Annotated in this window: 26 protein-coding genes; 6 read left to right on the forward strand and 20 right to left on the reverse strand. The window is 42.6% G+C overall.

The genetic code is table 11. The features are described from left to right. Positions 1–65: 65 nt before the first annotated feature. From C4B60_RS08800 to C4B60_RS08820, 5 genes are all read right to left on the reverse strand, one after another. Positions 66–896: an alpha/beta hydrolase gene (locus C4B60_RS08800; protein ID WP_104057627.1), complete on the reverse strand. Its 831-nt coding sequence runs from the start codon at positions 894–896 to the stop codon at positions 66–68. Between the two features lie 142 nt (positions 897–1,038). Further along, positions 1,039–1,671, reverse strand: a complete 633-nt coding sequence (locus tag C4B60_RS08805) for a YczE/YyaS/YitT family protein (RefSeq protein WP_104057628.1) — start codon at positions 1,669–1,671, stop codon at positions 1,039–1,041. 102 nt (positions 1,672–1,773) lie between these two features. After that, positions 1,774–2,847 carry a hypothetical protein gene (locus tag C4B60_RS08810; RefSeq protein WP_104057629.1) on the reverse strand — a complete coding sequence of 358 codons (1,074 nt, stop codon included), beginning with the start codon at positions 2,845–2,847 and terminating at the stop codon, positions 1,774–1,776. Next, complete coding sequence (locus tag C4B60_RS08815; protein ID WP_245153915.1) at positions 2,840–3,391, reverse strand: sigma-70 family RNA polymerase sigma factor; 552 nt, start codon at positions 3,389–3,391, stop codon at positions 2,840–2,842. The genes C4B60_RS08810 and C4B60_RS08815 overlap by 8 nt, the downstream gene beginning before the upstream one ends. A gap of 131 nt (positions 3,392–3,522) precedes the next feature. After that, complete coding sequence (locus C4B60_RS08820; RefSeq protein WP_104057630.1) at positions 3,523–4,155, reverse strand: YczE/YyaS/YitT family protein; 633 nt, start codon at positions 4,153–4,155, stop codon at positions 3,523–3,525. 292 nt (positions 4,156–4,447) lie between these two features. Between C4B60_RS08820 and mbcS the strand changes: the two genes are divergently transcribed. Continuing rightward, a complete protein-coding gene (mbcS, locus tag C4B60_RS08825; protein WP_104057631.1) occupies positions 4,448–6,016 on the forward strand; it encodes an acyl-CoA synthetase MbcS in 1,569 nt (522 codons plus the stop codon). Positions 6,017–6,058: 42 nt separating this feature from the next. Here the strand turns inward: mbcS and C4B60_RS08830 are convergent, their stop codons facing one another. Then, complete coding sequence (locus C4B60_RS08830; protein WP_104057632.1) at positions 6,059–7,387, reverse strand: copper amine oxidase; 1,329 nt, start codon at positions 7,385–7,387, stop codon at positions 6,059–6,061. A 458-nt stretch (positions 7,388–7,845) separates the two neighbouring features. On the opposite strand from C4B60_RS08830, the gene C4B60_RS08835 reads away from it, so the two are divergent. Then, complete coding sequence (locus C4B60_RS08835; RefSeq protein WP_104057633.1) at positions 7,846–8,781, forward strand: coiled-coil domain-containing protein; 936 nt, start codon at positions 7,846–7,848, stop codon at positions 8,779–8,781. A gap of 78 nt (positions 8,782–8,859) precedes the next feature. Here C4B60_RS08835 and C4B60_RS08840 read toward each other — a convergent pair whose 3' ends face one another. The 6 genes from C4B60_RS08840 to C4B60_RS08865 all read right to left on the reverse strand — a co-directional run bounded on the left by C4B60_RS08840 (position 8,860) and on the right by C4B60_RS08865 (position 15,179). Next, the gene (locus C4B60_RS08840; protein ID WP_104057634.1) at positions 8,860–9,954 is read right to left on the reverse strand and encodes a hypothetical protein; all 1,095 of its coding nucleotides are present in this window, start codon (positions 9,952–9,954) and stop codon (positions 8,860–8,862) included. 362 nt (positions 9,955–10,316) lie between these two features. Continuing rightward, positions 10,317–10,817: a FixH family protein gene (locus tag C4B60_RS08845; protein ID WP_104057635.1), complete on the reverse strand. Its 501-nt coding sequence runs from the start codon at positions 10,815–10,817 to the stop codon at positions 10,317–10,319. A gap of 17 nt (positions 10,818–10,834) precedes the next feature. Beyond that, complete coding sequence (locus C4B60_RS08850; RefSeq protein WP_104057636.1) at positions 10,835–12,229, reverse strand: PepSY-associated TM helix domain-containing protein; 1,395 nt, start codon at positions 12,227–12,229, stop codon at positions 10,835–10,837. Positions 12,230–12,517: 288 nt separating this feature from the next. Further along, the gene (locus tag C4B60_RS08855; protein ID WP_104057637.1) at positions 12,518–13,084 is read right to left on the reverse strand and encodes an SCO family protein; all 567 of its coding nucleotides are present in this window, start codon (positions 13,082–13,084) and stop codon (positions 12,518–12,520) included. Continuing rightward, a complete protein-coding gene (locus tag C4B60_RS08860; RefSeq protein WP_245153916.1) occupies positions 13,077–14,465 on the reverse strand; it encodes a sensor histidine kinase in 1,389 nt (462 codons plus the stop codon). The genes C4B60_RS08855 and C4B60_RS08860 overlap by 8 nt, the downstream gene beginning before the upstream one ends. A gap of 39 nt (positions 14,466–14,504) precedes the next feature. Next, on the reverse strand, positions 14,505–15,179 hold the full coding sequence (locus C4B60_RS08865; RefSeq protein WP_104057639.1) for a response regulator transcription factor: 675 nt from the start codon (positions 15,177–15,179) through the stop codon (positions 14,505–14,507). Positions 15,180–15,502: 323 nt separating this feature from the next. Between C4B60_RS08865 and C4B60_RS22020 the strand changes: the two genes are divergently transcribed. Beyond that, complete coding sequence (locus C4B60_RS22020) at positions 15,503–15,901, forward strand: cytochrome c biogenesis CcdA family protein (RefSeq protein ID WP_483413970.1); 399 nt, start codon at positions 15,503–15,505, stop codon at positions 15,899–15,901. A 314-nt stretch (positions 15,902–16,215) separates the two neighbouring features. Here the strand turns inward: C4B60_RS22020 and C4B60_RS08875 are convergent, their stop codons facing one another. From C4B60_RS08875 to C4B60_RS08905, 7 genes are all read right to left on the reverse strand, one after another. Beyond that, positions 16,216–16,938 carry an amino acid ABC transporter ATP-binding protein gene (locus C4B60_RS08875; protein WP_104057640.1) on the reverse strand — a complete coding sequence of 241 codons (723 nt, stop codon included), beginning with the start codon at positions 16,936–16,938 and terminating at the stop codon, positions 16,216–16,218. A gap of 15 nt (positions 16,939–16,953) precedes the next feature. Further along, a complete protein-coding gene (locus tag C4B60_RS08880; protein WP_104057641.1) occupies positions 16,954–17,619 on the reverse strand; it encodes an amino acid ABC transporter permease in 666 nt (221 codons plus the stop codon). A gap of 30 nt (positions 17,620–17,649) precedes the next feature. Further along, positions 17,650–18,498 (reverse strand): transporter substrate-binding domain-containing protein, encoded by an 849-nt coding sequence (locus tag C4B60_RS08885; RefSeq protein ID WP_104057642.1) that lies wholly within the window; start codon positions 18,496–18,498, stop codon positions 17,650–17,652. 53 nt (positions 18,499–18,551) lie between these two features. Beyond that, positions 18,552–19,412, reverse strand: a complete 861-nt coding sequence (locus tag C4B60_RS08890; protein WP_104057643.1) for a MurR/RpiR family transcriptional regulator — start codon at positions 19,410–19,412, stop codon at positions 18,552–18,554. Between the two features lie 311 nt (positions 19,413–19,723). Beyond that, complete coding sequence (locus C4B60_RS08895) at positions 19,724–20,248, reverse strand: P-loop nucleotide/nucleoside kinase family protein (RefSeq protein WP_104057644.1); 525 nt, start codon at positions 20,246–20,248, stop codon at positions 19,724–19,726. A 6-nt stretch (positions 20,249–20,254) separates the two neighbouring features. After that, positions 20,255–20,824 (reverse strand): GNAT family N-acetyltransferase, encoded by a 570-nt coding sequence (locus C4B60_RS08900; protein WP_104057903.1) that lies wholly within the window; start codon positions 20,822–20,824, stop codon positions 20,255–20,257. Between the two features lie 233 nt (positions 20,825–21,057). Beyond that, positions 21,058–21,891, reverse strand: coding sequence for an SDR family oxidoreductase (locus C4B60_RS08905; RefSeq protein WP_104057645.1), 834 nt, complete (start codon positions 21,889–21,891; stop codon positions 21,058–21,060). Positions 21,892–22,092: 201 nt separating this feature from the next. Between C4B60_RS08905 and C4B60_RS08910 the strand changes: the two genes are divergently transcribed. The 3 genes from C4B60_RS08910 to C4B60_RS08920 all read left to right on the forward strand — a co-directional run bounded on the left by C4B60_RS08910 (position 22,093) and on the right by C4B60_RS08920 (position 23,763). Then, a complete protein-coding gene (locus tag C4B60_RS08910; RefSeq protein ID WP_104057646.1) occupies positions 22,093–22,359 on the forward strand; it encodes a hypothetical protein in 267 nt (88 codons plus the stop codon). 130 nt (positions 22,360–22,489) lie between these two features. Next, the gene (locus C4B60_RS08915) at positions 22,490–23,200 is read left to right on the forward strand and encodes an MBL fold metallo-hydrolase (RefSeq protein ID WP_104057647.1); all 711 of its coding nucleotides are present in this window, start codon (positions 22,490–22,492) and stop codon (positions 23,198–23,200) included. Then, the gene (locus tag C4B60_RS08920) at positions 23,197–23,763 is read left to right on the forward strand and encodes a TetR/AcrR family transcriptional regulator (protein ID WP_104057648.1); all 567 of its coding nucleotides are present in this window, start codon (positions 23,197–23,199) and stop codon (positions 23,761–23,763) included. Before C4B60_RS08915 ends, C4B60_RS08920 begins: the two co-directional genes overlap by 4 nt. A 433-nt stretch (positions 23,764–24,196) precedes the next feature. Here the strand turns inward: C4B60_RS08920 and C4B60_RS08925 are convergent, their stop codons facing one another. Further along, positions 24,197–25,135, reverse strand: coding sequence for a siderophore ABC transporter substrate-binding protein (locus C4B60_RS08925; protein ID WP_104057649.1), 939 nt, complete (start codon positions 25,133–25,135; stop codon positions 24,197–24,199). Positions 25,136–25,152 lie beyond the last annotated feature (17 nt).

Raw genomic sequence — 25,152 nt, forward strand, 5'->3', positions numbered from 1 at the left:
ATAAGTTATTTGTCTCTTCGAAGTTTTTCACAAAAAACTGCTTTCCATATTAACTTACCTGGTTCTTAAAGTGGCCTGCTCCACCATTTAAAAGCAGTGGGGAAGGTTTTTCTCCAGGTGGTTTCGTGGTGCTTGCCTTCTTTGATTAAGTCAAATTTTACTTCTGACTCCTTATAGCCGCTTTTTAAGAATGATTTCTTCATTTTCTTTACATCTTTTTTTAGCCCTGCTCTATGCCACCATTTATCGGCCTCAAGTTCTCCAAGATCCATATAAATGCGGGCTGGATAAGTCTTTTGTTCTTCTCTGATTCTCTTTGCAAGCCAGCCTTTGTCCTGCCAGCACATGAGGGAAAAAGCACCTACTCTGCTGAACAGCTCGGGATAGGTAATAAAGCAGTATATAGAGATATAAGCACCAAATGAGCTTCCGGCAATCGCCGTGTATTCACGTTCTTTTTTCGTCCGGAAATTCTGATCAATGTAAGGCTTAAGTGTTTGCGCGATGAAGGCTGCGTATGCCTTTCCTTTACCGAGAAATTGATGTTTTTTATTTTCTATCACTGTATATTCATTTCCCCGTTCCTTCCCCCCATGATCAATTGCTACAACAATGGTTTCCCATTCACTGTTCTCCTTTGCGAGCTGCTCCATCGTTTCATCAATGCCCCACTCGCTTCCCGTTGAAGTTGCCTGATCAAAAACATTTTGGCCATCATGCATATAGAGAACAGGGTACTGTTTGTTTCCTTTATCATAGCCAGGAGGAAGATAAATCCAGATTCTTCTTTTTACTGAAAGCTCCGGCATTGGAAATTCATCAATGATTTTTACATTCCCTGTGATGGTGTGATCCGTTGTGGCATCTAAACATTTCTTCCAGCTCAATGCTTCCATTTCATTCTTCCTCTCGTTATGTACTATTCTAAATTTTACCATAAGCGTGCATAAAAAAAAGCTGAGACAAATGTTTGTCTCAACCTCGTTTACCCGGTTCACTGCGCTTCAGTGGGCGCTTTCCGCGGGGCAGGGCTTGAGCCTAGCTAATAACAGCATCCGGCTCCTGTGTTAACCGTTTCCGCATGGATGTGACGGGAGTAATAAAAAGCTGAATCATGCTTCCCATCCCAAATGCCACCAAAATTGTTCCTAGGCCAATCGGTCCGCCAAAGAGAAAGGCCAGTATCAGAACACTGACCTCCATCATCGTTTTAGAGACAGCAAGACTTTTTCCTGTACGATACTGAATCGCCATCATTAAGCTGTCTATCGGATTACGTGCAAAGTCTGCCTGGAGATAAAAAGTGATGCCGAGTGCAATGATAGCGACTCCCGCTGCCAGCATGGCTGCACGAACAGGCATCGCTAAAAAATCAATTCCGGCAAATGCAACAAGCAGCCAGAAGTCCATAAAAATACCGATTAAAAATATGGTCACGATCGCCAGAAAATCAGGGATCCGTTTCATTAAATAGCCGTTAAGCAGGATTAAAATAATCCCTAATATAAACACCCATGTGCCAACTGTAAAGCCTATGGTCTCAGACAGACCGACATATAATGCATCCCAGGGTCCGACCCCAAGATCCGCTACGATCATCAGACTGATCCCAAAGGACAAAAATAAAAGTCCTAGCAAATAAAACATTCCTATAATGAATCCATTTCTCATGGTGCACCTCTTCTGTTAGTAAAATCTCTCCCAGATTATCTTACCACGCAGAAGAGGTACGGACCATTATAAGTTTTTGGCAGTTTTACGTCTAATGCAGCCTTATTGCATTGGAAGCCAATTCACCTTCCAGACCCCTTTTTTATTTTTGGAAAGGCTAAAGCCTTGCATCTTCTCGGGATCCTCAGCTTTTATCGCAATATAAGCATTTTGCTCATCTACGATTACCTCTACTAATTCATTTTTCTTAAAGGCATGTAAGACGGGATAGCTTTCATCCTGTTTTGCCTCTTCAAAGTCTTCCAATGTTTCAAAAACCTTTCCTGCTGACTCATCATGATTATAAAGCAGGTATTGAGTCTTAAAATCTCCCTGCTCCTCTGCAAGCCAGTAAAATCTGAAAATCTGAGTTGGGGACAGCCCGGAAAGGATTGAGTCATCATACTCTTTTATAAAGGCCTCATACACATTTTGTTCATCAGCACTTAATGTAAGCTCAAGGTCTTCATCTGTCGGAATCCAAAATGGCGTTTCACTTATGACTTCCTTTTCGGCTGACTGCTGATCAGCAAGATAGAGGAACCCATCAGTTTTCTCTTCTTGAACTGTCATCCGAAGCTCATCTACAGCGACTGAAATATCCTGACTCGTACCTTTTTCGTCTAAAGAATAGTCTGAAATAATCCTTTTTTCATCCCCCTCACTAAAACTGAATGCTCCTTCTCCAGAAGGTGCAAGCGGCAGGCTATTTAGAGAGGATTCATTCAACTGAAAAGCCACTTCGTCCGAATGACGATCGTATGTCACTGTCCCATGAAGCACCGTCTGCTTTTGAAAAGTAAAGGCAAAATGTCCGGTGTTTCTTTCGTCCCGCTCTACTACCCTCCACCCTTTTACTGTTTCCCCTGTCTTGAGCAATGGGTATGCCTCTCCATTCCCAGAAATTCCTTCGTTTGGTGATATCCCTGGAGCATTCAGTTCGTTCAGTGCAGTAAAGCCGACAAAGAAAAGAGCTCCAAGCAGAATGGCTGTTACAATCTTTGGCGTTATATAGTATGGTTTTTTAGGTTTTGCAGCTTGAATTTTTTGACGCACAGCGTGTTTTTCATTTTCAGTAAACCAGGATTGATCAGGCATGCCATCATTCCAATGCCGTTTAAATTTTTCCTTATCCATGCTCTCCCCACCTCTCCTTCGCTTCATGACTCCGTTTGATTTTTTCCTTAGCTCGATGAAGTCTTGTCTTCACTGTTGAGACCGGTATCTTCAGCATTTCACTGATCTCAGCAAAGGTCAGATCCTGATAATAATGAAGTAGAATCACTTCACGGTATTTTACTGGAAGAGAAACCACTCTATTCACTAAATCCTCCTGATCTGCCCTCTTTAAAAGGGTATTCTCGGGTGAATGATTGGTGGTTGTCAGCATAAATGCAAAGGGCTCCTTCACCAGCATTTTTCGATAATGCCAGCTTTTTAAATAATCCTTGGCTTTGTTTATGGCAATAGAAAATACCCATGTTTTAAAGGATGAGCGCTTCTCGAAAGTATCCCACTTCTCATACACGGTAATAAACACATCCTGTGATAAGTCGCTTGTGATATTCCAGTCCTTAACATAAGAAAAAATCAGCCTTTTAACACCGGTCCCAAATTCCTCCATTGCAAGTTCTACAGCCTCCGCACCGCTTTCGATTCCGCAAGCCTCATTTTCCGCCAAGCCCTCACCCCATTTTTTCTCTTTCCTTTTAGACGACACCAAAGATCTAATCGATTCATATTTTTATATAAAAAAAACCCGTTTTTATAACAAACGGGTAAAAGGCGTTTCAGTTACGAAGAATTCAGTTTTTATTTCGGCATTGGTGCAGCCGGTAGAATCATGCGTGACTTCATTTTTGAGGCTGGTCCGAAAAAAAGCTGGATTAATGGTCCGATGCCTAGTGCGACGATGACGGTCCCAACACCAATCGGTCCGCCAATGACAAGAGCAACAATCAGGATCCCCACCTCAAGTACAGTTTTCGATCTTGAAAGGCTAAGCCCGGTCCGGGTATGTACAGCAATCATTAGTCCATCTATTGGATTTTGGGCAAAATTTGCCTGCAGATAAAGAGAAACACCAGCTGCAATGCTTAGAATTCCACCTCCAAGCATAAGACTTCTTGCGAGAACTCCTGAAATAAGAAAATCTCCAAAAGCGATTAAAAGCCAAAAATCTATGAGAAAACTCATGATAATAATGGTGATCGCAGCCAAAAAATCGGGTCTTTTTTTCATTAGCACGCCATTTATAACAATCAACAAAATACCAATGATGAAAATCCATGTTCCTACTGTTAAGCCAACCAGATCTGCCAAGGCAACATAAAAGGCATCCCACGGTCCAGCTCCCAAGTCCGCTATAATCATTAGACTGATTCCAAAGGATAATATAAATAGGCCTATCAAATAAAACAAGCCAAGTGTTACGTTCTTTTTCACCCGTGCACCTTCTTTACGTGTTGTAGACACTCTTTTTAAAAAGTATATCAAATATCTGGCAATACGAATAGGTTGATTCATGATATCAGTGATCCTGCGCCGATGACAGATGTCACTATTTTTAGAATAGTAAAATAACATTCTTGCACCTTATAAACGGACGGTTTACAATCGAGGGGAAAGAAAAGCCATTCTTATATATGAGAAAGCAACGATAGTTAAATTTCATATTCACTATACTAATAGACTTGTTTTTCGTTAGGAGAACAACCATTGCCTGGAGGAATAGAAGATGTCATTTCAGCATTTGATCGCACCGGAGCAGTACAATATCGCAGAGGAACTAACTCAATATTCTAATGACAACGCACGTACAGCCATACGATGGCTTGATTCAGAAGGAAGGAGACAGGAGGTTTCCTATAAAGAGCTGGTAGAAAAAGCGAACCAATATGCCAATGCTCTTGCCGAAAAAGGAATTCAAAAAGGAGATTATGTGCTCCTTATGCTGCCGCGGATTCCAGAGGCTTATATAAGCTATCTTGCCTGCCTTAAAGCAGGGATCATTGCCATCCCCTGCTCTGAAATGCTCCGTAAAAAAGACTTAATTTACCGAATGGAACATTCCGGTGCCAAGGGTGTGATCGCTTTTCATCAAACAACCTCAGAGGTGAACGCAATTGATGAAGCTTTCCCTGCCCTTGAGAATAAGCTGATTATTGGCGGGAAAGAACAAGGCTGGGAATCACTTGAAGAGCTCGCTTCTAATCAAAGCATTGATTACGAAAACGTAAAAACAAGCCGGAATGATACCGCCATTTTATCCTATACTTCAGGAACAACCGGAAATCCAAAAGGCGTTGTACACTCTCATGGCTGGGGATACGCCCACGTCCGCACTGCCGCAAAGGAATGGCTTGGCGTCCAGGAAGGCGATCTTGTTTGGGCAACAGCAGCTCCTGGCTGGCAAAAATGGGTTTGGAGCCCGTTTCTATCAACTGTAACTCTTGGTGCGACAGCCTTTGTTTATCATGGTGGCTTTGACGCGAACACCTACTTATCAATTCTTGAAAAAGAAAAAATCGAAGTGCTTTGCTGCACCCCAACTGAATACCGCCTAATGGCAAAATTAGATAATCTGGATTCCTATCAGCTTCCTCATCTGAAAAGTGCTGTATCAGCAGGAGAGCCGTTGAATCGTCCGGTAATGGAGGCGTTTGAAAGAGCGTTTGACATCCACCTCCGTGACGGATACGGCCAGACTGAAAATACCCTGCTTGTCTGCAACCGACAAGGCATGACGATAAAGCCTGGCTCCATGGGTATGCCTACACCAGGCAATCCAGTTGATATTATTAATGAAAACGGTGAGCCGGTTAAAGTCGGGGAGGTGGGTGATATTGCCGTCCATAAAGATTGTCCGGCTCTATTTAAGGAATACCTGCACGACTATGAACGCACGCAGAAGGCTTTCCGGGGTGAATGGTATTTAACAGGAGATCAGGCGTCAAGAGATGAGGACGGGTATTATTGGTTTGAAGGCAGAAGCGATGATATTATTATCAGCTCAGGCTACACGATCGGACCATTCGAGGTCGAAGATGCCCTTCTCAAGCACCCTGCTGTAAAGGAATGTGCTGTTGCAGCAGCGCCTGATGAAATCAGAGGAAGCATTGTAAAAGCCTTTGTGGTTCTTCAAGATTCTGAAGGTACACAGGATGAGAAGCTCATCAAAGAGCTTCAGAATCATACAAAAAAGATGACCGCGCCTTATAAATACCCGCGTGAAATCGAATTTATCCGGGAGCTGCCTAAAACTGCCTCCGGTAAAATCCGCAGAGTGGAGTTGCGTCAGAATTAAAAAAATCCCGCGTACCCAATGTGTACGCGGGTCTTTATTTACTTATGCTTTTTGTTCCCTGCGGCGAAGGAAGAATGCTGCAGCAAGTGCAGAAGCTGCTGCTCCAATTCCAACCCATACTACGCTTGAAGAATTTTGCTGGCTTCCGCCCATACCAGTGTTAGGCATTTCTTCTGGCATTTCAGTTGAAGCAAATTTATCAGGGTGTTGTGCTACGATTGCATTTCCTAGTGCTTCACCAACACCAAACATATATTTGTAGCCTTCACGGAACGTATCCATAGATGCTGTGTAGTCACCAGCTACATGTGTTTCAAGTGCTTTTTGCTTTAATTCTTCATGTCCCCATACGGCTGCTTGTGCATCAGCTGTTGGAAGTTTTTCTTCTGTTGCAGTTCCTAAGAATGCACCAAAGTCATTAGAAAATGTTTCAAACTGCTCTTTTGCAGCAGAGATGGCTTCATCATCTTCAGCGATATAAGCTGATACAAGCTCGCCTTCTGCTTCAATATGATTAGTTGTCCACACATCTTCAAATGCTGCTGCTCCTTCTTCACCATAAACAGATCCAATTACCTCTTTAAAATCCTGTGTATGCATGTCTTCAGCCCATGTAATGAAGTCATAGTTTGGAGCGCCGTCAACACCGCTCTTAAGACCCATTACAGCAAGTGCATGGTGCTCAGCTGCAAGGTTATTTAATGTAGAGCGAAGTTCTGAAGTAGCTGAGTCTACTTTGTAATCGCCAAACTGATCAGGAAATTGTGCAGTGATCGCTCCAGATAGTGCTGCTGAAATATCATACATACGGTCATAGCCTTCACGGAAAGTCGTGTAAGCACCTTCATAATCCTCTTCTACGAAGCTGTCAAAGAATGATAGAACATCCATTTCGTGAGCGCGAATCGCTTCTTCAGCTGCTTCCTGTGGAAGGTTTCCTTCAGTTGCTGCATCAAGGAAAGTTGAGAATTCAACAACAAATTCTTCTACTTCTTCTTCTGCAGCTGCTCTTGCATTTTCGTCTCCGGATTGTGCTGCTGCTACGATATCAGCGGTGTAATCATTATGTCCTCTAAAGATTCGTTCAAATTCTGCTGCTCCTTCGTCGCCATAGATGGAAGCAATGGCTGGTGTCATGTCTGCAACGTTTTGGTCAAGTGACTGTGTATAAGCGTCTGCGTCAGGTGCGTCCAAGTATTCTTTTACCATGGTTGTAGTTGCTAATACGAAGTGCTCGGATAGTAAGTAATCCAGGTCTGCTCTTAAGTCTGCTGCGGGATCGTTGACTGTCGGGGCCTCCTGAGCCTGTCCTACTGCTGGTACTAAGAGGGATAGACCTAAGACGGATGCTGCGATTTTTTTCATTTTCATTTTTCGTCACTCTCCTTTTTATTTGTTGGTAGTTTGTTTTTACACTTAGTAAACGGAGAGGGTTTTTGTTTAGATCACTTTTTTTGAAAAAGTTTTTTATTTAATGTGTTATTTGCATAAAAATTTCATCAGATAACGAGTTTTGCGGCTTAAATGTGGCGTGTTGATTTACGCTGCAGGGAAACGCTTTCCGCGGGGCGGGAGCTGAGCTAATTGGCTTCGCCAATGGATCTCAGCCTTCCCGCTTCTTCCCGCAGGAGTCAGCCCCTTCCGCTTCAATCAACTCCTGGATACCTTATTTGGATTCTTCGAAAGTAGTGAAGTGAATAAGAAATAAATCACTTTTGATGACGCCAACAACACTCGTAATCTTTTTTCTAAAACTTACTTGAAAACCCGCGGAACTTTTTACCAGTTGTATCGTATCTTTTATTAAATCAATTTCCGGAGGGGTTCATGTGGAAAAGATACTTGAGAAAAAGCAGCTTGATCTTAGAAAGAGGCTTGATGAAAAAAGGAAATTAGAGAATAAGCTGATGAGCATTCGCTCACAGCTGACCGAGCACGAACAAAGGAAGCGGGAGCTTGAGCAGAACTTGACGAAGGAGCAGCTGGATCTTCATAAAATGGACCGCTTTTCGTTAGTAAATGTAGTAAGAAAGTGGAATGGCACGTATGAGGAGCTGCGGGAAAAAGAATTTGATGAAGCAGCAAAGGCTGAGTTAAAGCTGAATGAACATGAGCATATGCTAAGAGATCTGCAGGAGGACGCCAAGGGACTTGAAGATAGACTGTCTGCTTACAAAGCTGCTGAGAGTGACTGGGAAGAATTTTTGAAAGAAAAAGAGCGTTGGATTAAACAGAACGACAACGAAACAGCAAACCAGATTGATCTTCATCTGAATCATTATGCAGATCTTAATGCCATAGTCGTTGAAATAGATGAAGCCATCTATGCAGGCCAGTCTGCAGATGCTTCACTTGGAACAGCACTTGAAAAATTAAAGTCAGCAAAAAGCATGTCGACATGGGATACATTTCTTGGCGGCGGTATGATCGCAACAGCATTGAAGCATAGCGAGCTTGACCGCTCAGAAGACGCCCTTCATAATGCTCAGCTGAATCTGCGCAGATTTGAAACGGAGTTAAGAGATGTAAAAGAAGAAACGGCTGCATCCATGGATGTGGAAAGAGGTTCATTTATTACCTTTGCCGACTACTTTTTGGACGATATTTTCTCAGAGTGGACGATTCACAGCCGGATTAATAATTCAATCGGCAGCGTTGAAGACCAAATCGAAGGTAACCCGGGCGATCGGAAACCTGAAGAAACAGCGAGGCCAGGTGCTTCAGCAGCAGGAAGAAGTATGGAGGCTTTATCAGGGTTGTATTGAGAACCGTTAAAGAATTATTAAATGTCCTGTTTATCAGAACATAAAAAGCCTGTCCCTTAAGAAGGAACAGGGTTTTTTTTATTGATAATTTACAACTGCCGGGCTTGGTTCGAGGTTTATTACTTCCTCGGGCGTTATGACAGGCTGATCTTTATCATAGAAAATTTTAAAGCCGCCATACTGGGCTGGCTTATCGCGTACATATTTTTTATACAATGCCATCTTATCGGTAGCATCTCCCCAGCCGTCAAAGTTAAGCGCGACTTGAACGTTGTCGGTCGGCTGGATGGAATCTTTATTTGTCAGCACATCTTCTGTGAACTGGTGAACGAGTAAGAACTTATCTGGAAGATTGTTTTCCTCAGTCAGCTGAGATAAGTATTCAACAGCTTCCTGAACCTCCTGACCATCTACCTGGCCAAGATCTTCTCCTGGCACTTCGCCTTCATCAACCTGGAATTCGGTGTCAATCGCCAGGTTTACATTTGGGTGCTTAAGCCATTTTTCAAGGCTCTTCACCTGGTTCATCACAGTATCGGTTCCAAGCTGGATATCAAGCAGCACTAGTGCATCGTGCTTCTCTGCAAGATTTATATACTCCTCGATTTTTTCATCAGGCAGCTGGCTTACGAATGTTCCATCTGGACCTGGTTCACGGTGTGCCATTGTTGTGATCAGTTCAATCGTTGGAATCGCCGGACGTTCAGGATCAGCATCTGAGTAAGCCTGCGCCTGTTCCTTCAGCTGCGCCATAAACTCCTCAGGTTCCAATGTCCCGAGAATTCCCATGTTTTCAGATTGAGGGGTGCCATAAAAAGCTACAAGACGGTGATCCTTCAATGGTCCGTTCGTCTGATCCTCCATGCCTTCTGCCAGTGTTTGGCCGACAGGGATAGAACGGGTGGAGTCGCCGCCAAGCGCCATCTGCTGATCAGGCATGTTATTTAGGTCTTCCTCACTTAAGCGTTCCTCTAACGGAACAGCATCCGCTGAGGGCTCTAATGCCTGGTAAGGTACCTCGGGATCAGATTTCTCTGGTGCCTCTTCTTTTTCAGGCTGCGTTTCTTCTTCTTGTTGAGGAGCTTCTTCAGCTTCTTCTGAAGTCTGGTCTGAACATGCTCCTAGAAGCAGAAGAAGTAAGGCCGCTGCCAGCAGCCATGTGATTTTTTTCATGATGTCTTCCACGTCCTTTGCTTTGAAAATGATTGGGGATATAGGAACAATATAGAAACCACCCTAACATATTTTCCTATCGCTGCGTCTATTGTAATTAGATTGAAACAGAATTATAATGACCCAGCCCTGCTGAAATCAGCACGCCCAATAATAGAAATCTACCCTTTAACCTCCTCTCTAAAGCACGAATAAGTCAATAAGAGTACAGCGGTTTACATGCTGCATATTTATTTCCACTTCAGAGGAAGCTTTCCCGCTTGAATCCCCCAGAGTCGCCCCCTTTCGCTCCAATCGTCTCCATAAACGCAAAAAACCTGCAATCCGTAAAAAGATTGCAGGTTTTCTTCTATATAATATGATTAATGCTCGTGACCTTCGTCTTCTCCATGCCCTTCATGGTCGCCGTCCATATGACTGCTTTCCTGATTGCCGGCATTTTCTTCGGCTGTATTAATCTGCTCTTCCGTTACCTCGCCTACTACGAATTGTTTTTTAGGCATTATATGCATATCACGGGCTGTGACATGGGTTTGGATTGTATAGACGCTATCCTCTTCGAATGTATGATTGACCTCATATACACCATCTCCAACATGCTCTGCCTCATAGCGCTCGCTCTCGCTGCCTTCAACGTCATTCCATAGCTCAAACATTACCTCATGTGCGTCATCCACTGGATCGCCTGCTTGTGTCAGCCGTACCTGCAGTGGAACCTCTTCCTGAGAAGCTGCGTTTTCAGGTATAATGATTTCTGCCTCCACCAGTGCGGGTGCTTCAGTTTGCTGCGTTTCAGTCTCTCCGTTACAGGCTGTTAGCAAAAAAGCCATTAACGCAGCCAGACTGATCATCCATTTTTTCATTATTTACACTTCCTATTCTACGTTGTTTTCCCGTGAAACCATCGCTGTAATGTGGGGACTCTTTTTACAATCAGCCAGTCAAAAATGACGACTAAAATAATCGAGAGGCCGACAAGCGGCATGATGATTCCACCTATAATCATTCCAATAAAGAGGGTTCTTGTCACTTTTTTGCTAACCGGTTTTTTCGGGCTGCCCAGTCCCTCCGGCTTTCTTTTTCTCCACATAATAAATGAACTGATCACTATTCCGATAATCGCAAGACAGGTAATTAAGCCAAGAAACTGATTAAACCAGCCAAACAGACGGCCTTCATGCAGGGCAATGCCTGCCGTAATCCCTTTTGCGAGCATTCCGTAATCAGAAAACCGGACATCTGATAACACGCCGCCTGTATATTGATCAAGATGCAGCGTGGCATTATCCCAAGGTGCATTATGAGAAGCTGCGATCGTATAAACACCGTCTTCTCCCATCGGCATCGAAATCGTATAAGGCTTCGCCACTTTCTCCATTGATGCTACCATTGTAACATCATCAATTGAAATCGTCTGGTATCCACCTGCAACCGATGCTGGAACCTCATTATTTTGAGAGGCCCATGGTACATCCTCCGCTACGTCTTCTGCACGTACAGCAGACAGCGGTTTTTCTCCAAAGGAATGAGCAAATGCAGGATAGCCGCTGTTTGTTGAAACAGCTAAACGATTAATCTGCTCACCCATAACTCCCGACCAGGGAAGACCTGTGGCAATCAGGACGACAATCATAATCGAGAACCAAAATGCCGGCACCGCGTGAAGATCCCGCCAGAACATACGTCCTCTGGCATTTAAACGCGGTAAAACCGTTCCCCATACCGACTTTATATTTCTAGGCCACCACATGTAGAGCCCTGTAATTAATAAAATAATGGTCCAGCAGGCGGCAAGCTCTACTAAACGATTCGCAAAGGTTCCTCCAACGATCAGCTCACTATGAAGCTTTTTAAAAATTTCAGTAAACTTCTCACTCGTAATCAGTTCCCCTTGCACATTTGCCGTATAAGGATTTAAATAAACGGATTTTGCCACCCCTTTATCCATAATCCCGACTTCAACCGTTCTTGTGTTTTCTTCATACACCTTATAGGCTGTAACGCTGGCTTCAGGATAAGATTCCTTTACTGATCCAAGCATGACTGAAGCTGGCAATGCCTGGCTTCCCATTTCACTAACCCGGTATTGATCCTGATAAAGCCAGCCTTCAATTTGAGGCTTAAATAAATAAACACCTCCACTAAAAGCAAGAATGAGCAGAAAAGGCGATGCAAACAACCCGGCATAAAAATGCCAGCGCCATACTGCCTGATACCATGCTGCACGATTATTTTTAGGGCTTGTTGTCTGTTTTTTTTCTTTTTCTTTCCTCATCGTGATTTCTCCCGTCCAATTGCCTAAGCGCTTTATTTTCTCATCGTGTACGTTCTATAAGGTTATTATTCATTTATGCTGTTAATTACTTTTCCTTAACCACCATACAAAATAAATGTGAGGTAATTATGAAGAAACTTGAATTTTTTTATGATTTATAGTGGACAAGAATAAGGTTCTTACTAAATTGGACAAAAAATAGAGGCTGGACGAATGTCTCAACCTCTTGAACACGGTTCCTTAAGTATTTGATCAGTTATGAATTGACTTTATTTCTTGTACAACCAATTACTGATACCTTTTCACTTCATCTACGATTTTTTCAATTACTTCAGGATCCGTAAAACTAAACTCGTTGACAAGGATTCCATCGGGATTGACCACATAGAAATTAACGCCGTGAATTACCTGGTCGGCTTCATTCGGCTTGTTGACGAGGGTCTGAAACTCATCGAGAGCAAACCGCTCGATTTCCTTCTGCGAGTAGCCGCTAAGCAGCTGCCAATTTGAATCGTCGTCTGTAAAGCGCGCAAGATATTCCTTTAATATTTCCGGTGTATCAACGGTTGGGTCCACACTAAATGAGACGATTTCTGCATCCAGATTCTGCTCACGAAGCTCATCCTGAACCTGCTTCATCGTTGACGTCATAGGCGGACATACCGTCTCACAATTTGTAAAGATGAAATCGGCAATCCACACCTTCCCCTCCAACTGCTCAAGACCAAACGCTTCTTCATGCTGATTGGTAAAGGTAAATCCACTAACCTTTGGTCCTTCCGGCTGAAAGGGTGAGCAGGATGCTAAAAGAATACAGCTGACGAATAATAGAATTCCTGCCAATTTTTTATTCATCTTTTTTCTCCCCGCTGCCAGCCTGTATTGGAAACTCAGCACTGGCAATAATTTGTCCGTTGTCATTACGGGAAACCGAAAAGTTACCGCCCTGAAGCTGGACGATTTCCTTCACAATTGATAAGCCGAGTCCGGTTCCACCGGTTCCCCGATTCCTGGCTTTATCCGTCCGGAAAAAACGCTCGCCTAAACGGGATAAATCCTCCTCTGAAATTGTATCACTCTCATTAACCACACTGAAACGGACATTCTCTATATCTGTTTGAAGGTGAAGAGAAATAACGCTGTCAGGAGGAGCATATTTTACGGCGTTATCAATTAAATTATAAAAAATTTGCTGGATACGCTTCGCATCATTTTCAACAATCAGTTCATCATCCACTGTATAGTTAAACGAAATATTTTTTTGAGAAGCCAAGATATGAAATAAATCAGCTGTGTCGTATAAAAGCTGGCCAAGCGCAATCGGCTCAAGCTCCAGCTGATAGACTTTTTCTTCAAGTACGTTAAGCTCTACCAGATCTGAAAGGAGCTTCGAAAGCCTTCCAATTTCCTGCTCAATTGTTTCAAGGTAACGTCTTTGTTCCTCTGGTGATTCGTACATACCATTTTTCAACACCTCGGTGTAGCCGTTTATATAGGTAAGAGGGGTTCTAAGCTCATGAACAACACTTGAAAGAAATTCTTTTTTTCTTTCCTCCTGATGCTCAAGCGCCTCGCTCATTTCATTAAACGCTGCACTCATTTGCCCAATCTCATCGATCTGTTCGATCTCAAGCCGGCTCTGGTAGTTTCCTTTTGATACTTCCTTTGACAGCTCCTGAATAGACACCAGCGGCTTAAATAAAGATTTTTTTATTCGATTAATCACATACACAAACCCTGCAAAGAATAGGACGCCAATAACGAGTAAAATCGGAATGCTGTTTCCAAAAACCTGAGACAAGCCGGCAAGCGGAACATAAATATAGATGAATCCAAGGACATTATTTCCATCGGTAATCGGGTAAATTGCACCGATCACTTCTCTCTTGAAATTCTCCACATAGCCTTCCTTCAGGATCGACTCTCCGCTTAAAAGCGTTTCTTCATCTCCGGGAGCGACAAGAGGCTCGTCCCCAATCAAATAAGGAAATGAATCATTAAGCTCCTCTAATTCATCCACAACAAGCACATCGTACTCAGAAACCACATTGTACCAGTGAATTTTTTCGATAATATCTTCAGTCAGCTCTCCGTAATGGTAATGCGCCGCTGTTCGCTGTCCCTGATACTCCACTGATTCACGTATCGTATTAATGTATAGATCCTTATATAAAAAATGCAGAAAAACGAATGAGAAAATCAGCGAAAACGCAACACTTCCCACAAGCAGCAGCACAATTTTACGGCTAAAATTTAACTTCACCTTTTTCAACCATCACACCTCGAGTTTATAGCCTAATCCCCAGACTGTTTTTATGAGCTCGCCATGCTGCTTCATCTTCATGCGAAGCGTTTTAACATGTGTATCCACGGTTCGTTCCGTTCCGCTGTAATCATGGCCCCATACTGTTTCCATTAAATATTCTCTCGTTACAACACTGTTTTTGTTCGTCATTAGCAGCGATAAAAGCTTAAATTCCTTTACGGTTAAAGAAAGCTCCTGTTCATCGATGAACGCCCGGTGGCTCGTCTGATCAAGTGAAACGGGTCCAGCTTTTAACAGCTCTTCTTTTCGAAAATTCGGATCTGTTCTCCGCAGCACGGATTCAATTCTTGCAAGCAGCTCGCCTGAGTGAAAAGGCTTGACCAAATAATCATCCGCTCCAAGCCTTAACCCCTTAACCTTATCCCACTCTTCACCTTTTGCGGATAAAAAGATTACCGGTGTATTTGAAGTCTTTCTCAGTTCTTCAGTAAATGTGAAGCCATCCATATACGGCATCATGACGTCTACGATCATGATATCCGGCTGATCTGAGGCTGCTGCTTTTAAGGCATCAAGTCCATTCGCCGCTTCAAGCACCGCGTATCCCTCCTGTACTAAGAATGATCGGATCAGCTTTCTCATCGCCGCTTCATCGTCCACAATTAATATTTTCCGAACACTCATCTATATTCCCCGTTTCCAGTCACCGGAATTTATCATATATCACCATTTTACCGGGTATGTGTGAAGTTAATGTGAAAGAGACCTTTTCGGTTAGCTTCTTCATGAATTTAGTTTATCATACGGGATCGCTAGGTTGCGGTCATTACTTTAGGGAAAAGTTGGGGAGGGATTAAAGCGGTAGGAGGTACTCGATTTAGATGCTTACTTCACTAATTGTAAGCTCCCTTTTCATAATTCATTCACATTCCTGCATATAATTTTCCAATAATGGCTTTTCCCGCAGATCCCTTCGTGGTTTGTTAGCCTTTATCTCACCGTGCTCATTGCCCTTATATCCATCTTTTTTATCCTACATAACAGGAGTATCCGTTAGTCAGCTTAGAGATGATCAATCTTCAAAGATTAACTATGACGTACTTATGCATTCGGTCTTTTTTTCATTAGGCTTTTCAGCAATTTATTATGCATTGGGCTTTTCAATGAGTACCCTTGGACAGTTTTTTACCCAATATCAGGTTTTAATTCGAATGCTTGGCGGGATTTTTCTCGTTACAATGGGATTTTTTCTTTTAGGCGTTTTTAAACCGGGATTTATGTTTAAAGAGGTCCGGTTAAAGCACAACAAGAAAAAAACAAGTTATTTAAACTCGTTTGTTGTCGGACTGATATTCGCAGCCGGCTGGTCACCTTGTATCGTCCCGACCACAGCCAAACCTTTCTAAATGTTACAGCGTATTCACTAGGTTTTTGTATCCCATTTATACTGATGGCCTTATTTATTACAAAAACGAAGCTGCTGGTGAAGCACTCTGCTTCTTTGATGAAAATCGGCGGAGTAATAATGATTTTATTAGGGATTGCTTTGTTTTTTGATTTTATGCTTTACCTTAATATGTGGACCTCGGAACTCCAATACAGATTTAATGATTTCTTTAATTTAAATTTCATTTTCTTTAACTAATCCTGTTTGGATGCAAGAAAAAAGGCTGAGACAAATGTATGTCTCAACCTCGTTAGTCCGGTTCTAAAATTATTATTATTCTACAAGCTGAATAAATTGTCTTGTGCGGTCGTGTGACGGGTTTTCAAAGAAGGTTTTTGGATCAGCTGATTCAATGATCCTTCCCTGATCCAGCATAATAATACGATCCGCTACTTCCTTTGCAAATCTCATTTCGTGGGTAACGACCACCATTGTCATTCCTTCCTGAGCGAGCTGCTTCATAACAGCAAGCACTTCGCTTACGAGCTCAGGATCAAGTGCTGAAGTCGGTTCATCAAACAGCATGACCTTCGGCTCCATCGCAAGGGATCTCGCGATGGCTACACGCTGCTTTTGACCGCCGGACAGCTTGCTTGGGTAGACATCCGCTTTTTCAGCAAGTCCTACCTTTTCAAGAAGCTGCTTTGCGTGCTTAATGGCTGCTCCCTTTTCCTTTTTCTTCACCATCATCGGTGCTTCAATAATGTTTTCGAGCACGGTTTTGTGAGGAAAAAGATTGAAATGCTGAAATACCATTCCTACCTCTGCCCGTATTTTATTTAAGTTATCTTTTTTTATATTTACGGGCTTCCCATCAAGAATGATTTCCCCATGATTAATCATTTCCAAAAAATTAAAACAGCGGAGGAGTGTACTTTTGCCGGATCCTGAAACTCCGACCAGCACGACTACTTCCTGAGGCTTTACATGGAGGTCGATCCCTTTTAACACTTCTAAATCGCCAAATGATTTGTGTATATTCTTAGCTATAATCACTCCGTGACCCCCTCATTATTTATCCACGTCCAGTTTTCTCTCATACAGGCTCAACAGATAGCTAAAGATCATGACAAGCACCAGATAGTATAAGCCGACCACAAGATACGTTTCAAACGGTTGGAAGGACTGAGCTGCTTCTCTGTTCGCAAGTGAAAATAACTCCGCCACCCCAATTACGTAAACGAGTGATGAATCCTTTAATGCAATGATAAATTGATTTCCTAAAGGAGGAATCGACCTTTTTAGTGCCTGGGGAAAGATAATGCGGCGCATGCTTTGCCCTTTTGTCATCCCCAGTGAGCTGCTAGCCTCTGACTGCCCTTTATCGATGCCCTGGATTGCCCCACGGAAAATTTCTGCAATATACGCTCCGTTATGGACACCAAGTGCAATGGCACCTGCCCAGAAGTTTGAAAGTGTAATGAATTCAGTGATACCAAAATACAAGAATACAATCTGAACGATAAGCGGGGTTCCGCGAATAATGGTTATATAAAAATTAGCAATTAATTGCAATGGCTTTGAGCCTGAAAGCTTTAGAAGGGCAAAAAACAGACCCAGCACACAGCCGAGGACTACACCTACACCTGTCAGCTGAAGTGTAATCACTGTGGCATCTAAAAAACCAGACCAAGTTCGCGCAAATACTTCCCATAATGTTCCAAATATCTCCGGCATGAAGCTGCACCTTCCTAACTAATGGACTTGTTATTCTAAAATTTCAATTCCTTCTATATCAACATCTAAAAGATTTCGGTCAAATAGATTCGTTGAAATTTCATCATAAGTCCCGTCTTCTACAATTTCTGCAAGTGCTTCATTAATGGCTGCTAATAATTCCGGGTTGTCTTTATTGACCGCAATGGCAGCCTGTTCAATCCATAAAGGCTCGCCTACCTCTTTAATCTCAAGACCTGCAGCAATCGCTTCATATCCTACTACATCCGCTGTAATTACAGCATCAAGACGGCCAGGAATAGCCAAATCATTGAGTGCTACAACATCACTATTGTAATATTGAATATTGCCGGCATCGGTATATTCCTGCGCTGCTTCATCATACGTACTTTGAGCAACTACCCCAATTTTCTTTCCTTCTAAATCCTCAGGAGATGAAATCTCATTATTGTCTTCTGCTACAAAAACGATCCCGCCGGAATAATAATATGGATCAGAGAAATCTACTTGTTCAGCCCGTTCATTTGTAATCGCCATACTTCCGATGATCGCGTCAAAACGATTCGTTGTAAGACCTTGTAAAATGGTTTCCCATGGCGTAGTAATCGGATTTGGCTCAAGACCAAGCTTTTCTGCAATGGCGTAGCCAATCTCTACATCAAAGCCCTTAAGCTCTCCACCTTCTTCATAATTAAATGGCTTATACAGACCGCTTGAAGCCCAGGTAAACTGGCCATCCTCAAGTAAATTAAATTCACTGCCAGCGTTATCCGATGAACCTTCTGATCCTGTCGCTTCATCTTCTCCATCGCTTCCGCATGCGGCTAATACTAAACTGGCTGTTAAGGCTGCTGTTCCAAAAATGGCTGCTTTTTTCATATTATTTCTCCCCTTATCTTTTCTTTAGTCTGGTAACCCTCTGAAGAAGCCTGCTACTCTTGCTTTGGACCTTCTTCATAAAAGATCTGCTTCTCCTGGTACATTTTTTCGACCCGTTTTAAGTTCTTTGTTACCTTTTCGTGCTCCTTTACCGAGACAAACCTCACGATAGAGGTAAGGAGGGACACAGCTGCTGTGTAGGAATCGATGTTTAAATTAGTATTAACATCCACTTCCAGCAAAATCGTTGAGTAGGCTGCTACCGGGGAATCCTGCTTGTCTGAAACAGAAATAACGGTCGCCCCCAGATGCTTAGCGGTTTTAACTGTTTCGATGATGTTTTTTGAATAACGGGGAAAAGCCAATACAATCACAACATCATCCTGCCCAAGCTTTGAAAGCTGCTGATAATACTGCGTGTCACCCTGAATGAGCATCTCTGTGTTATCAAGAACCATATTGAGCCACTGAGTAAATAAATGCCCAAGCCCGTAGCTGAATAGATTACTTGTGACATAGACCTTGCGCGCACGGCTAATATGCTCGACGACGCGATGAAGAGCTTCTTCTTTTAACGTTTTCTTTAGAGCAGAAATATTATTAATATCTGCATCAAGCAGGTTATGAAGGAAGGTTTGCTCTTCACTAAGGCTGCTTTCCGGCTGGCCGCTCAGCCATCGCTCCTCCGCAAGCTTTCTCTGGATCATGTGCTGAACCTCGGTGTAGCCTTTATAACCAATTTTCTGTGTAAGGCGGATCACAGTCGATTCACTGACATTCACATGCCGCCCGGCTTCAAGTGCAGACGAGAATGCAATCACACTTGGCTCCTCAAAGAATAGCTTGGCCACCTTCTTTTGTCCTGCACTCAAGTGATTATAGGAATCCTTTAGTTTTTGCAGCATTTCCTGCATTTCAAAGCCCCCAAACCCCAAACAATTCATAAATCTTAATTTAATTGTATCTTTATGCAGGATATCCTGCAAGGTAATTTCAGAATTTTAGGTAAATAGGATTAATTCAGAATACTTATTTTTTATTAATTTTTAATAAAGTTTTTCTGCTTTTCAGGTGATACTCACTTACTTGTAGACGTTTCTTTAGTAAGGTTTATTTTAGGCATCACCTCTGCAGACAGTAACATTCACTAAATACAGGACTTTAGACACCGGTCCATATTAAAAAACCTTTATTTCATCCACGCAGATGAAACAAAGGCTTTCCTTTAGAGAAAAAACCGCTCTTCTCTCCTTATTATTTCTTCTAACTTCTCCAGCTCTCCCAGATGAAAAGTAGTTGTATTTAGTACAAAGCAATCCTTCACTCCACTTCGATTAAATTGCTCTAAAAGCTCCACGCTGCGGGGACCCATTCTATACTCTTCAGGTCTGGATTCGTCTCTTCTAATCAGTTCGTCCCGGTCCACCTGCAGCACCACATATTTTATTCTGCATTGCACGCGATTCTCCACTTGCTTTTTAAAACGTTTCACCTCATCAGGAAAAGCCACATAGTCTATAACCACATCCATCCTCTGCCCAATAAAATTTACAGTAAGATCCGCAATATTTCTCCACGTGAGTTCAAGAAGCGCTGGACTTTTCCAGGGAGGGAGATACCCGCCGGCAACCATATGATTCACGGTATCGCCTTCAATTCGGGCACTTTTCGGCAAGGAGGACACAAGCTTTTTTGATAGAGTTGATTTTCCTGCTCCTGCTGGTCCCGAAATAATATAAATGGTCGGCATGATGACTCAATCCTTTCGCACTTTGGCAAAAACACAGGTATCGATCAGCTTCCCGGTTTCATGATCGATGCTATGATTTTCTAAAGTCCCTTCTAGTCGATAGCCCAGCTTCTCAGGAATCACTCTGCTTTTTAGATTTAACGAATTGCATCTTATTTCGATTCTGCGGGCACCGAGTGTAGTAAAGGCAAAATCCGTTATACCCTTTACCGCTTCTGTCATATACCCAAGTCCGCTCATTCGGCTGTCAATCCAGTAGCCGATTTCAAATTTCGGCACATCCCAGTCTATTCTGTGCAGGCCTGAAGACGCGATGAATTTACCCGTCTCCTTATGAAAAACAAGCAGCCGCAAATCTTCTCTGGACATGAATTTTATGTATGAGTCCCGGATGTTGGTTTCTGTGTCCTCAATAGACTCTTCATTTACTGCAAAAGCAAGCCATGGCTTTAACTCATTTCGTGAGGCATTAACTGCCTCCCAAACTGTTTGACCGTCCCCTGGCTTCGGAGACCGAATAAGCAATTGTTCTGTGGTAAATTCATTAGGAAAATCAAACAGAATCGGATTTTTCATTTTCCACGTTCCTTTCGTTGAATTTAAAAAAGTGGTTGAGACAAATGTATGTCTCACCACTATCATCCGGTTCACTGCGCTTCAGGCGGACGCTTTCCGGGGGGCGGGGCTTGAGCTAACTTGCTATCGCAAGTGGATCTCAAGCTCCCGCTTCCTCCCGCAGGAGTCGCCACCTTCCGCTCCGTTCACCTCACGTTCCTAAAATTATTACTAGGTCTCTGACCCTTTTATTATCATAGCCCTACTCGCTCCTCACTCCAGCCCCATAATTCCTCGGCAAGCCATTCATTATTCGCTTCACCTGTGAGCTCCATTTCTTTTGACTGATAAAAATAACGGCCGGAAACGCCTGCTACTTCATCGCTTGTCGCAAGATAAATGGCCGTTTTTGCTCCTTCTTCAGGCGTTTGAAAGAGTGGTCTTAAAAGACGGGTGATGGTGCGGCCAAATTCCGTTTTTCTGTCTACACCGATATTAGTAGCTACAGCGCCGGGGTGCACGGCATTTACCGTTACATTGGTTCCCTCAAGACGTTTCGCCAACGCCTTTGTAAATAGAATATTGGCTAGCTTTGATCGTCCGTAGCCTTTAACAATAGAATATCCGCGGTTAAAATGCGGGTCATCAAAGTCCATTTTGCCCCATTTATAAGCGCCTGAGCTTATTACAATAATGCGTCCGGCCTCGGATTTTTTTAATTCATCCAACAGCAGATTCGTCAGCAGGAAGTGCCCAAGATGATTAACGCCAAGATGAGATTCAAAGCCATCATCAGTCAGCTGTTTTTTAAGGGAAGCTACTCCTGCGTTGTTGACAAGCACATCAAGGTGATCAAATTTCTCTTTAAATGCCTCAGCAAATTCCCGAATGCTCTCCATTGAGCCTAAATCGCCCTGCATTAACGTAATTTCGTTCGAACGGCTCTGCTCTTTTGCAGATATCCAAGCCACTTTCCCTTTACGCGTGTTGCGGCAAAGCATTACGACATGCATCCCCTGCTTGGCAAGCTCTACCGCTGTTGCCAATCCAAGACCTGAATTTGCTCCTGTAACTAATGCTATCTTCATTTATCTTCACCTCTTTTACGTATTGGGTAAAACTCCTATCTACATGACTTCAACTAAAAATGAAAAAACCCTTTAATTGAATACGGATTTCTTCCCAGCCCTGTTATTCCTCACACCAAATACCCTATAATAGGAAATGAAGTTATTATTTTACTTATTAAATTGAACAACAATTAACCAAGTGAAGGGAATGAGAATTAAATGTCTAAAGATCAATTTGATCGAATCGTAACCTTTGCTATTTTCAGCTTCATTATCGGTCTAATTTTTATTTTTGGCAGCACAGTATTTGGGATTTCTCTAGCAAGGAGCTATACTCTTAGTTATTTTTCCTCCAGTGAATTAATTGAAACCAGCTATATAGCAAATTTTTTAGTAACAGGCAGTTTTATTACTGCATTTGGTCTGGTCTTAATGGTCATTGTGCTAATGAAACCTGTTATAAAATCGGAGTCAGATGAAAACTAAATCAGGTTTAGGTGAACGCGTCGCTTCGTTCACCTTTTTTTGGACCTTAAGAAAAAGCAGTTGCATAAACTAATCGAATTAGTTATTATAAAACTAATCAGATTAGTTTTTAACTTTAAGGAGGGATTTTATGAAAGTAACAAAGATCGATTACCTCTATCAGTTGGCTTTTTTGCCTACGCTTTTTCCTGTTAATTGTTATTTAGTAGAAGAGTCTGAAAGTCTCACCTTAATTGATGCAGCGTTGCCTGGAAGCTACAAAAAAATTCTCGAAACAGCACAGAAGATCGGCAAGCCTATTACAGAGATTGTCCTGACACATGCTCATAGTGATCATATCGGCTCTTTAGATGCACTTAAAGAACGGCTGGCTGATGTAACTGTTTCTATTTCAACAAGAGATACGCTTCTTTTACAGGGGGATAAGAGTCTATTGGAAGGGGAGCCAACTACACCGATTCGCGGCGGTGTTCCTAAAAATATTCAAACAATCCCTGACCGTAAGCTTCAGGAAGGTGATAGGATCGGTTCATTAAAAGTCATAGCAACACCAGGGCACACTCCAGGCTCCATCAGTCTTCTTGATACTCGTACTAATGCTCTGATTGCAGGCGATGCGTTCCAGGTTCGCGGCGGATTTGCTGTATCGGGCACACTTAAATGGATGTTCCCGGCACCGGCTCTGGCTACCTGGAATAAAGAACGGTCAGTAGAAAGTGCAAGGAAGATAGCGTCCCTAAAGCCTGCACTCATCGCAGCAGGGCATGGTAAAATGATTTCATCCCCAGACTCTGAAATTCAAAAGGCGATTCATGAAGCAGAAAAGACTGCAGCACAATGAGTCCAAGAAGAGGTTTAACGTTAACTGAAATCGTGGACGCAACGGCAGGTATTGCCGATCGTGAAGGGCTGTCTCAATTATCCATAGGGGCTGTGGCAAAGGAGCTCAATATAAAACCGCCCTCCCTCTACAATCATGTGAGTGGTTTGACTGAACTGCAGGATCTTCTTGCTGTTCATGGCTGCAGAAGCCTTTCTGAAAAACTCCAAAATGCGTCAGTAAATTTTAGTAAAGAGGAAGCACTTAAACGATTATGCTATGACTATATAAAATTTGCTACGCTTCATCCTGGTCAGTATGAAGCAGCTTCACGACCGGCTTCTGATGAGAACACTGAATTGAGAGCAGCACAGGAAAAGGTGGTTGAGGTTGTTCGCGATTTCTTCTATCAATTTGGCTTAGAAGAGGAACGATCCGTCCATTTGATTCGGATGCTACGCAGTATGCTTCATGGGTTTGTGACGTTAGAAGCTGCCCGTGGATTTGGACTTCCTTATGATCTCCAGGATACCTTAGACGTTATGATTGAGACTTTTATTATAGGGATTAAAAAGAGAAAATAGGACGACGAAAAATGGCTATTGGCGCCCTCTTCAATAGCCATTTATTTGGTGCTTTATTCAAGTGATCTTTACTTGTCAGGCAAGCAATGAAAGCGAGCCTAATAAACAATTCTCTTACAAAGTGCAGCATTAATTCCTCTGCTATTTAATTCTTCCACGATTTGTTTATAAGATTTCTGCCGTTTAGAATCTTTTTGTTTTAATGATTCAGCCTTTACTGGTTTACAAGAATCGGTTCTGGTCTTCCCTGGTTTCATTAAGTCCAATACCTTCACCCTCGCATTCTCGTTTTAATTTCCATAGATTCAGTATAGAGAACCAATATGAATTGAATATGAACCATAGATTAAAATCAGCTTAAAATTTTCGTTTATTCCTCTTTAAACCTATAATACTTAAAAAACAGCCGGTCACAAGACCAGCTGTTTCATTTTTAAAGCTCTGAGGCGATTTCATTCACCATTTCCTGAACCGACACAAGACCGCCGCCGGACAAATACCAGAAATCCGGGTTCAGGTAGACAATATTGCCATCCTGATAGGCTTTTGTTTTTTCAACAAGCTCATTTTCTACGACCTGCTTAGCAGAAGATTCTCCGCCTACAACCGCTCCTCTATCCACCACAAAGATATATTCAGGATCATTTTCAACAATATATTCATAAGAAATACTTTGACCATGGGTTGAGACATCGATGCTTTCATCAACAGGCGTAAATCCAAATATGTCATGGATTAACCCAAAGCGGGAGCCTGCTCCGTATGCACTAATCTTTCCATCATTCGCCAAAATGATAAGTGCATTTCTGTCCTCAGCTGTCACTTTTTCATTTAGCTCATCAATCGATGTATGGACGGCTTCAAGCTTCTCAGCCGCTTTTTCTTCCTTCTCGAAGATCTCACCCAGAGTAGTGACATTCTCTTCAAATGATTCCATATAGTTTGATGTATCTACACCCATATAAATGGTTGGCGCAATCTCAGACAACTCATCATACATCTCTGCCTGTCTTCCGGAAATGATAATCAGATCCGGTCCCATTGCATTAATCGCTTCAAAATCCGGCTCTTTTAAGCTTCCTACATTTTCATAATCATCACTTTCATAGGCTGACAGGTAGCTTGGCACCGTTCCACCCTTTGGAATTCCTGTAACCTCGACATCAAGCGCATCTAGTGTATCCAGCGTTCCAAAGTCAAACACCACTACATTTTCCGGATTCTTATCAAAAGTCGTTTCCCCTAATTCATGTGTAAGTGTCATTTCCTCTTTTTCCTCTGCTGATGCTCCGCTGTCTGCATTGTCAGAGCCGCATGCTGCAAGTGTGAGCGTTAAAGCTGCGATTGGAAGTAAAAATGCTTGTTTTTTCATCATGTTTTCCACCTTTA

The organism is Jeotgalibacillus proteolyticus (assembly GCF_002926065.1).
GTDB lineage: Bacteria > Bacillota > Bacilli > Bacillales > Jeotgalibacillaceae > Jeotgalibacillus > Jeotgalibacillus proteolyticus.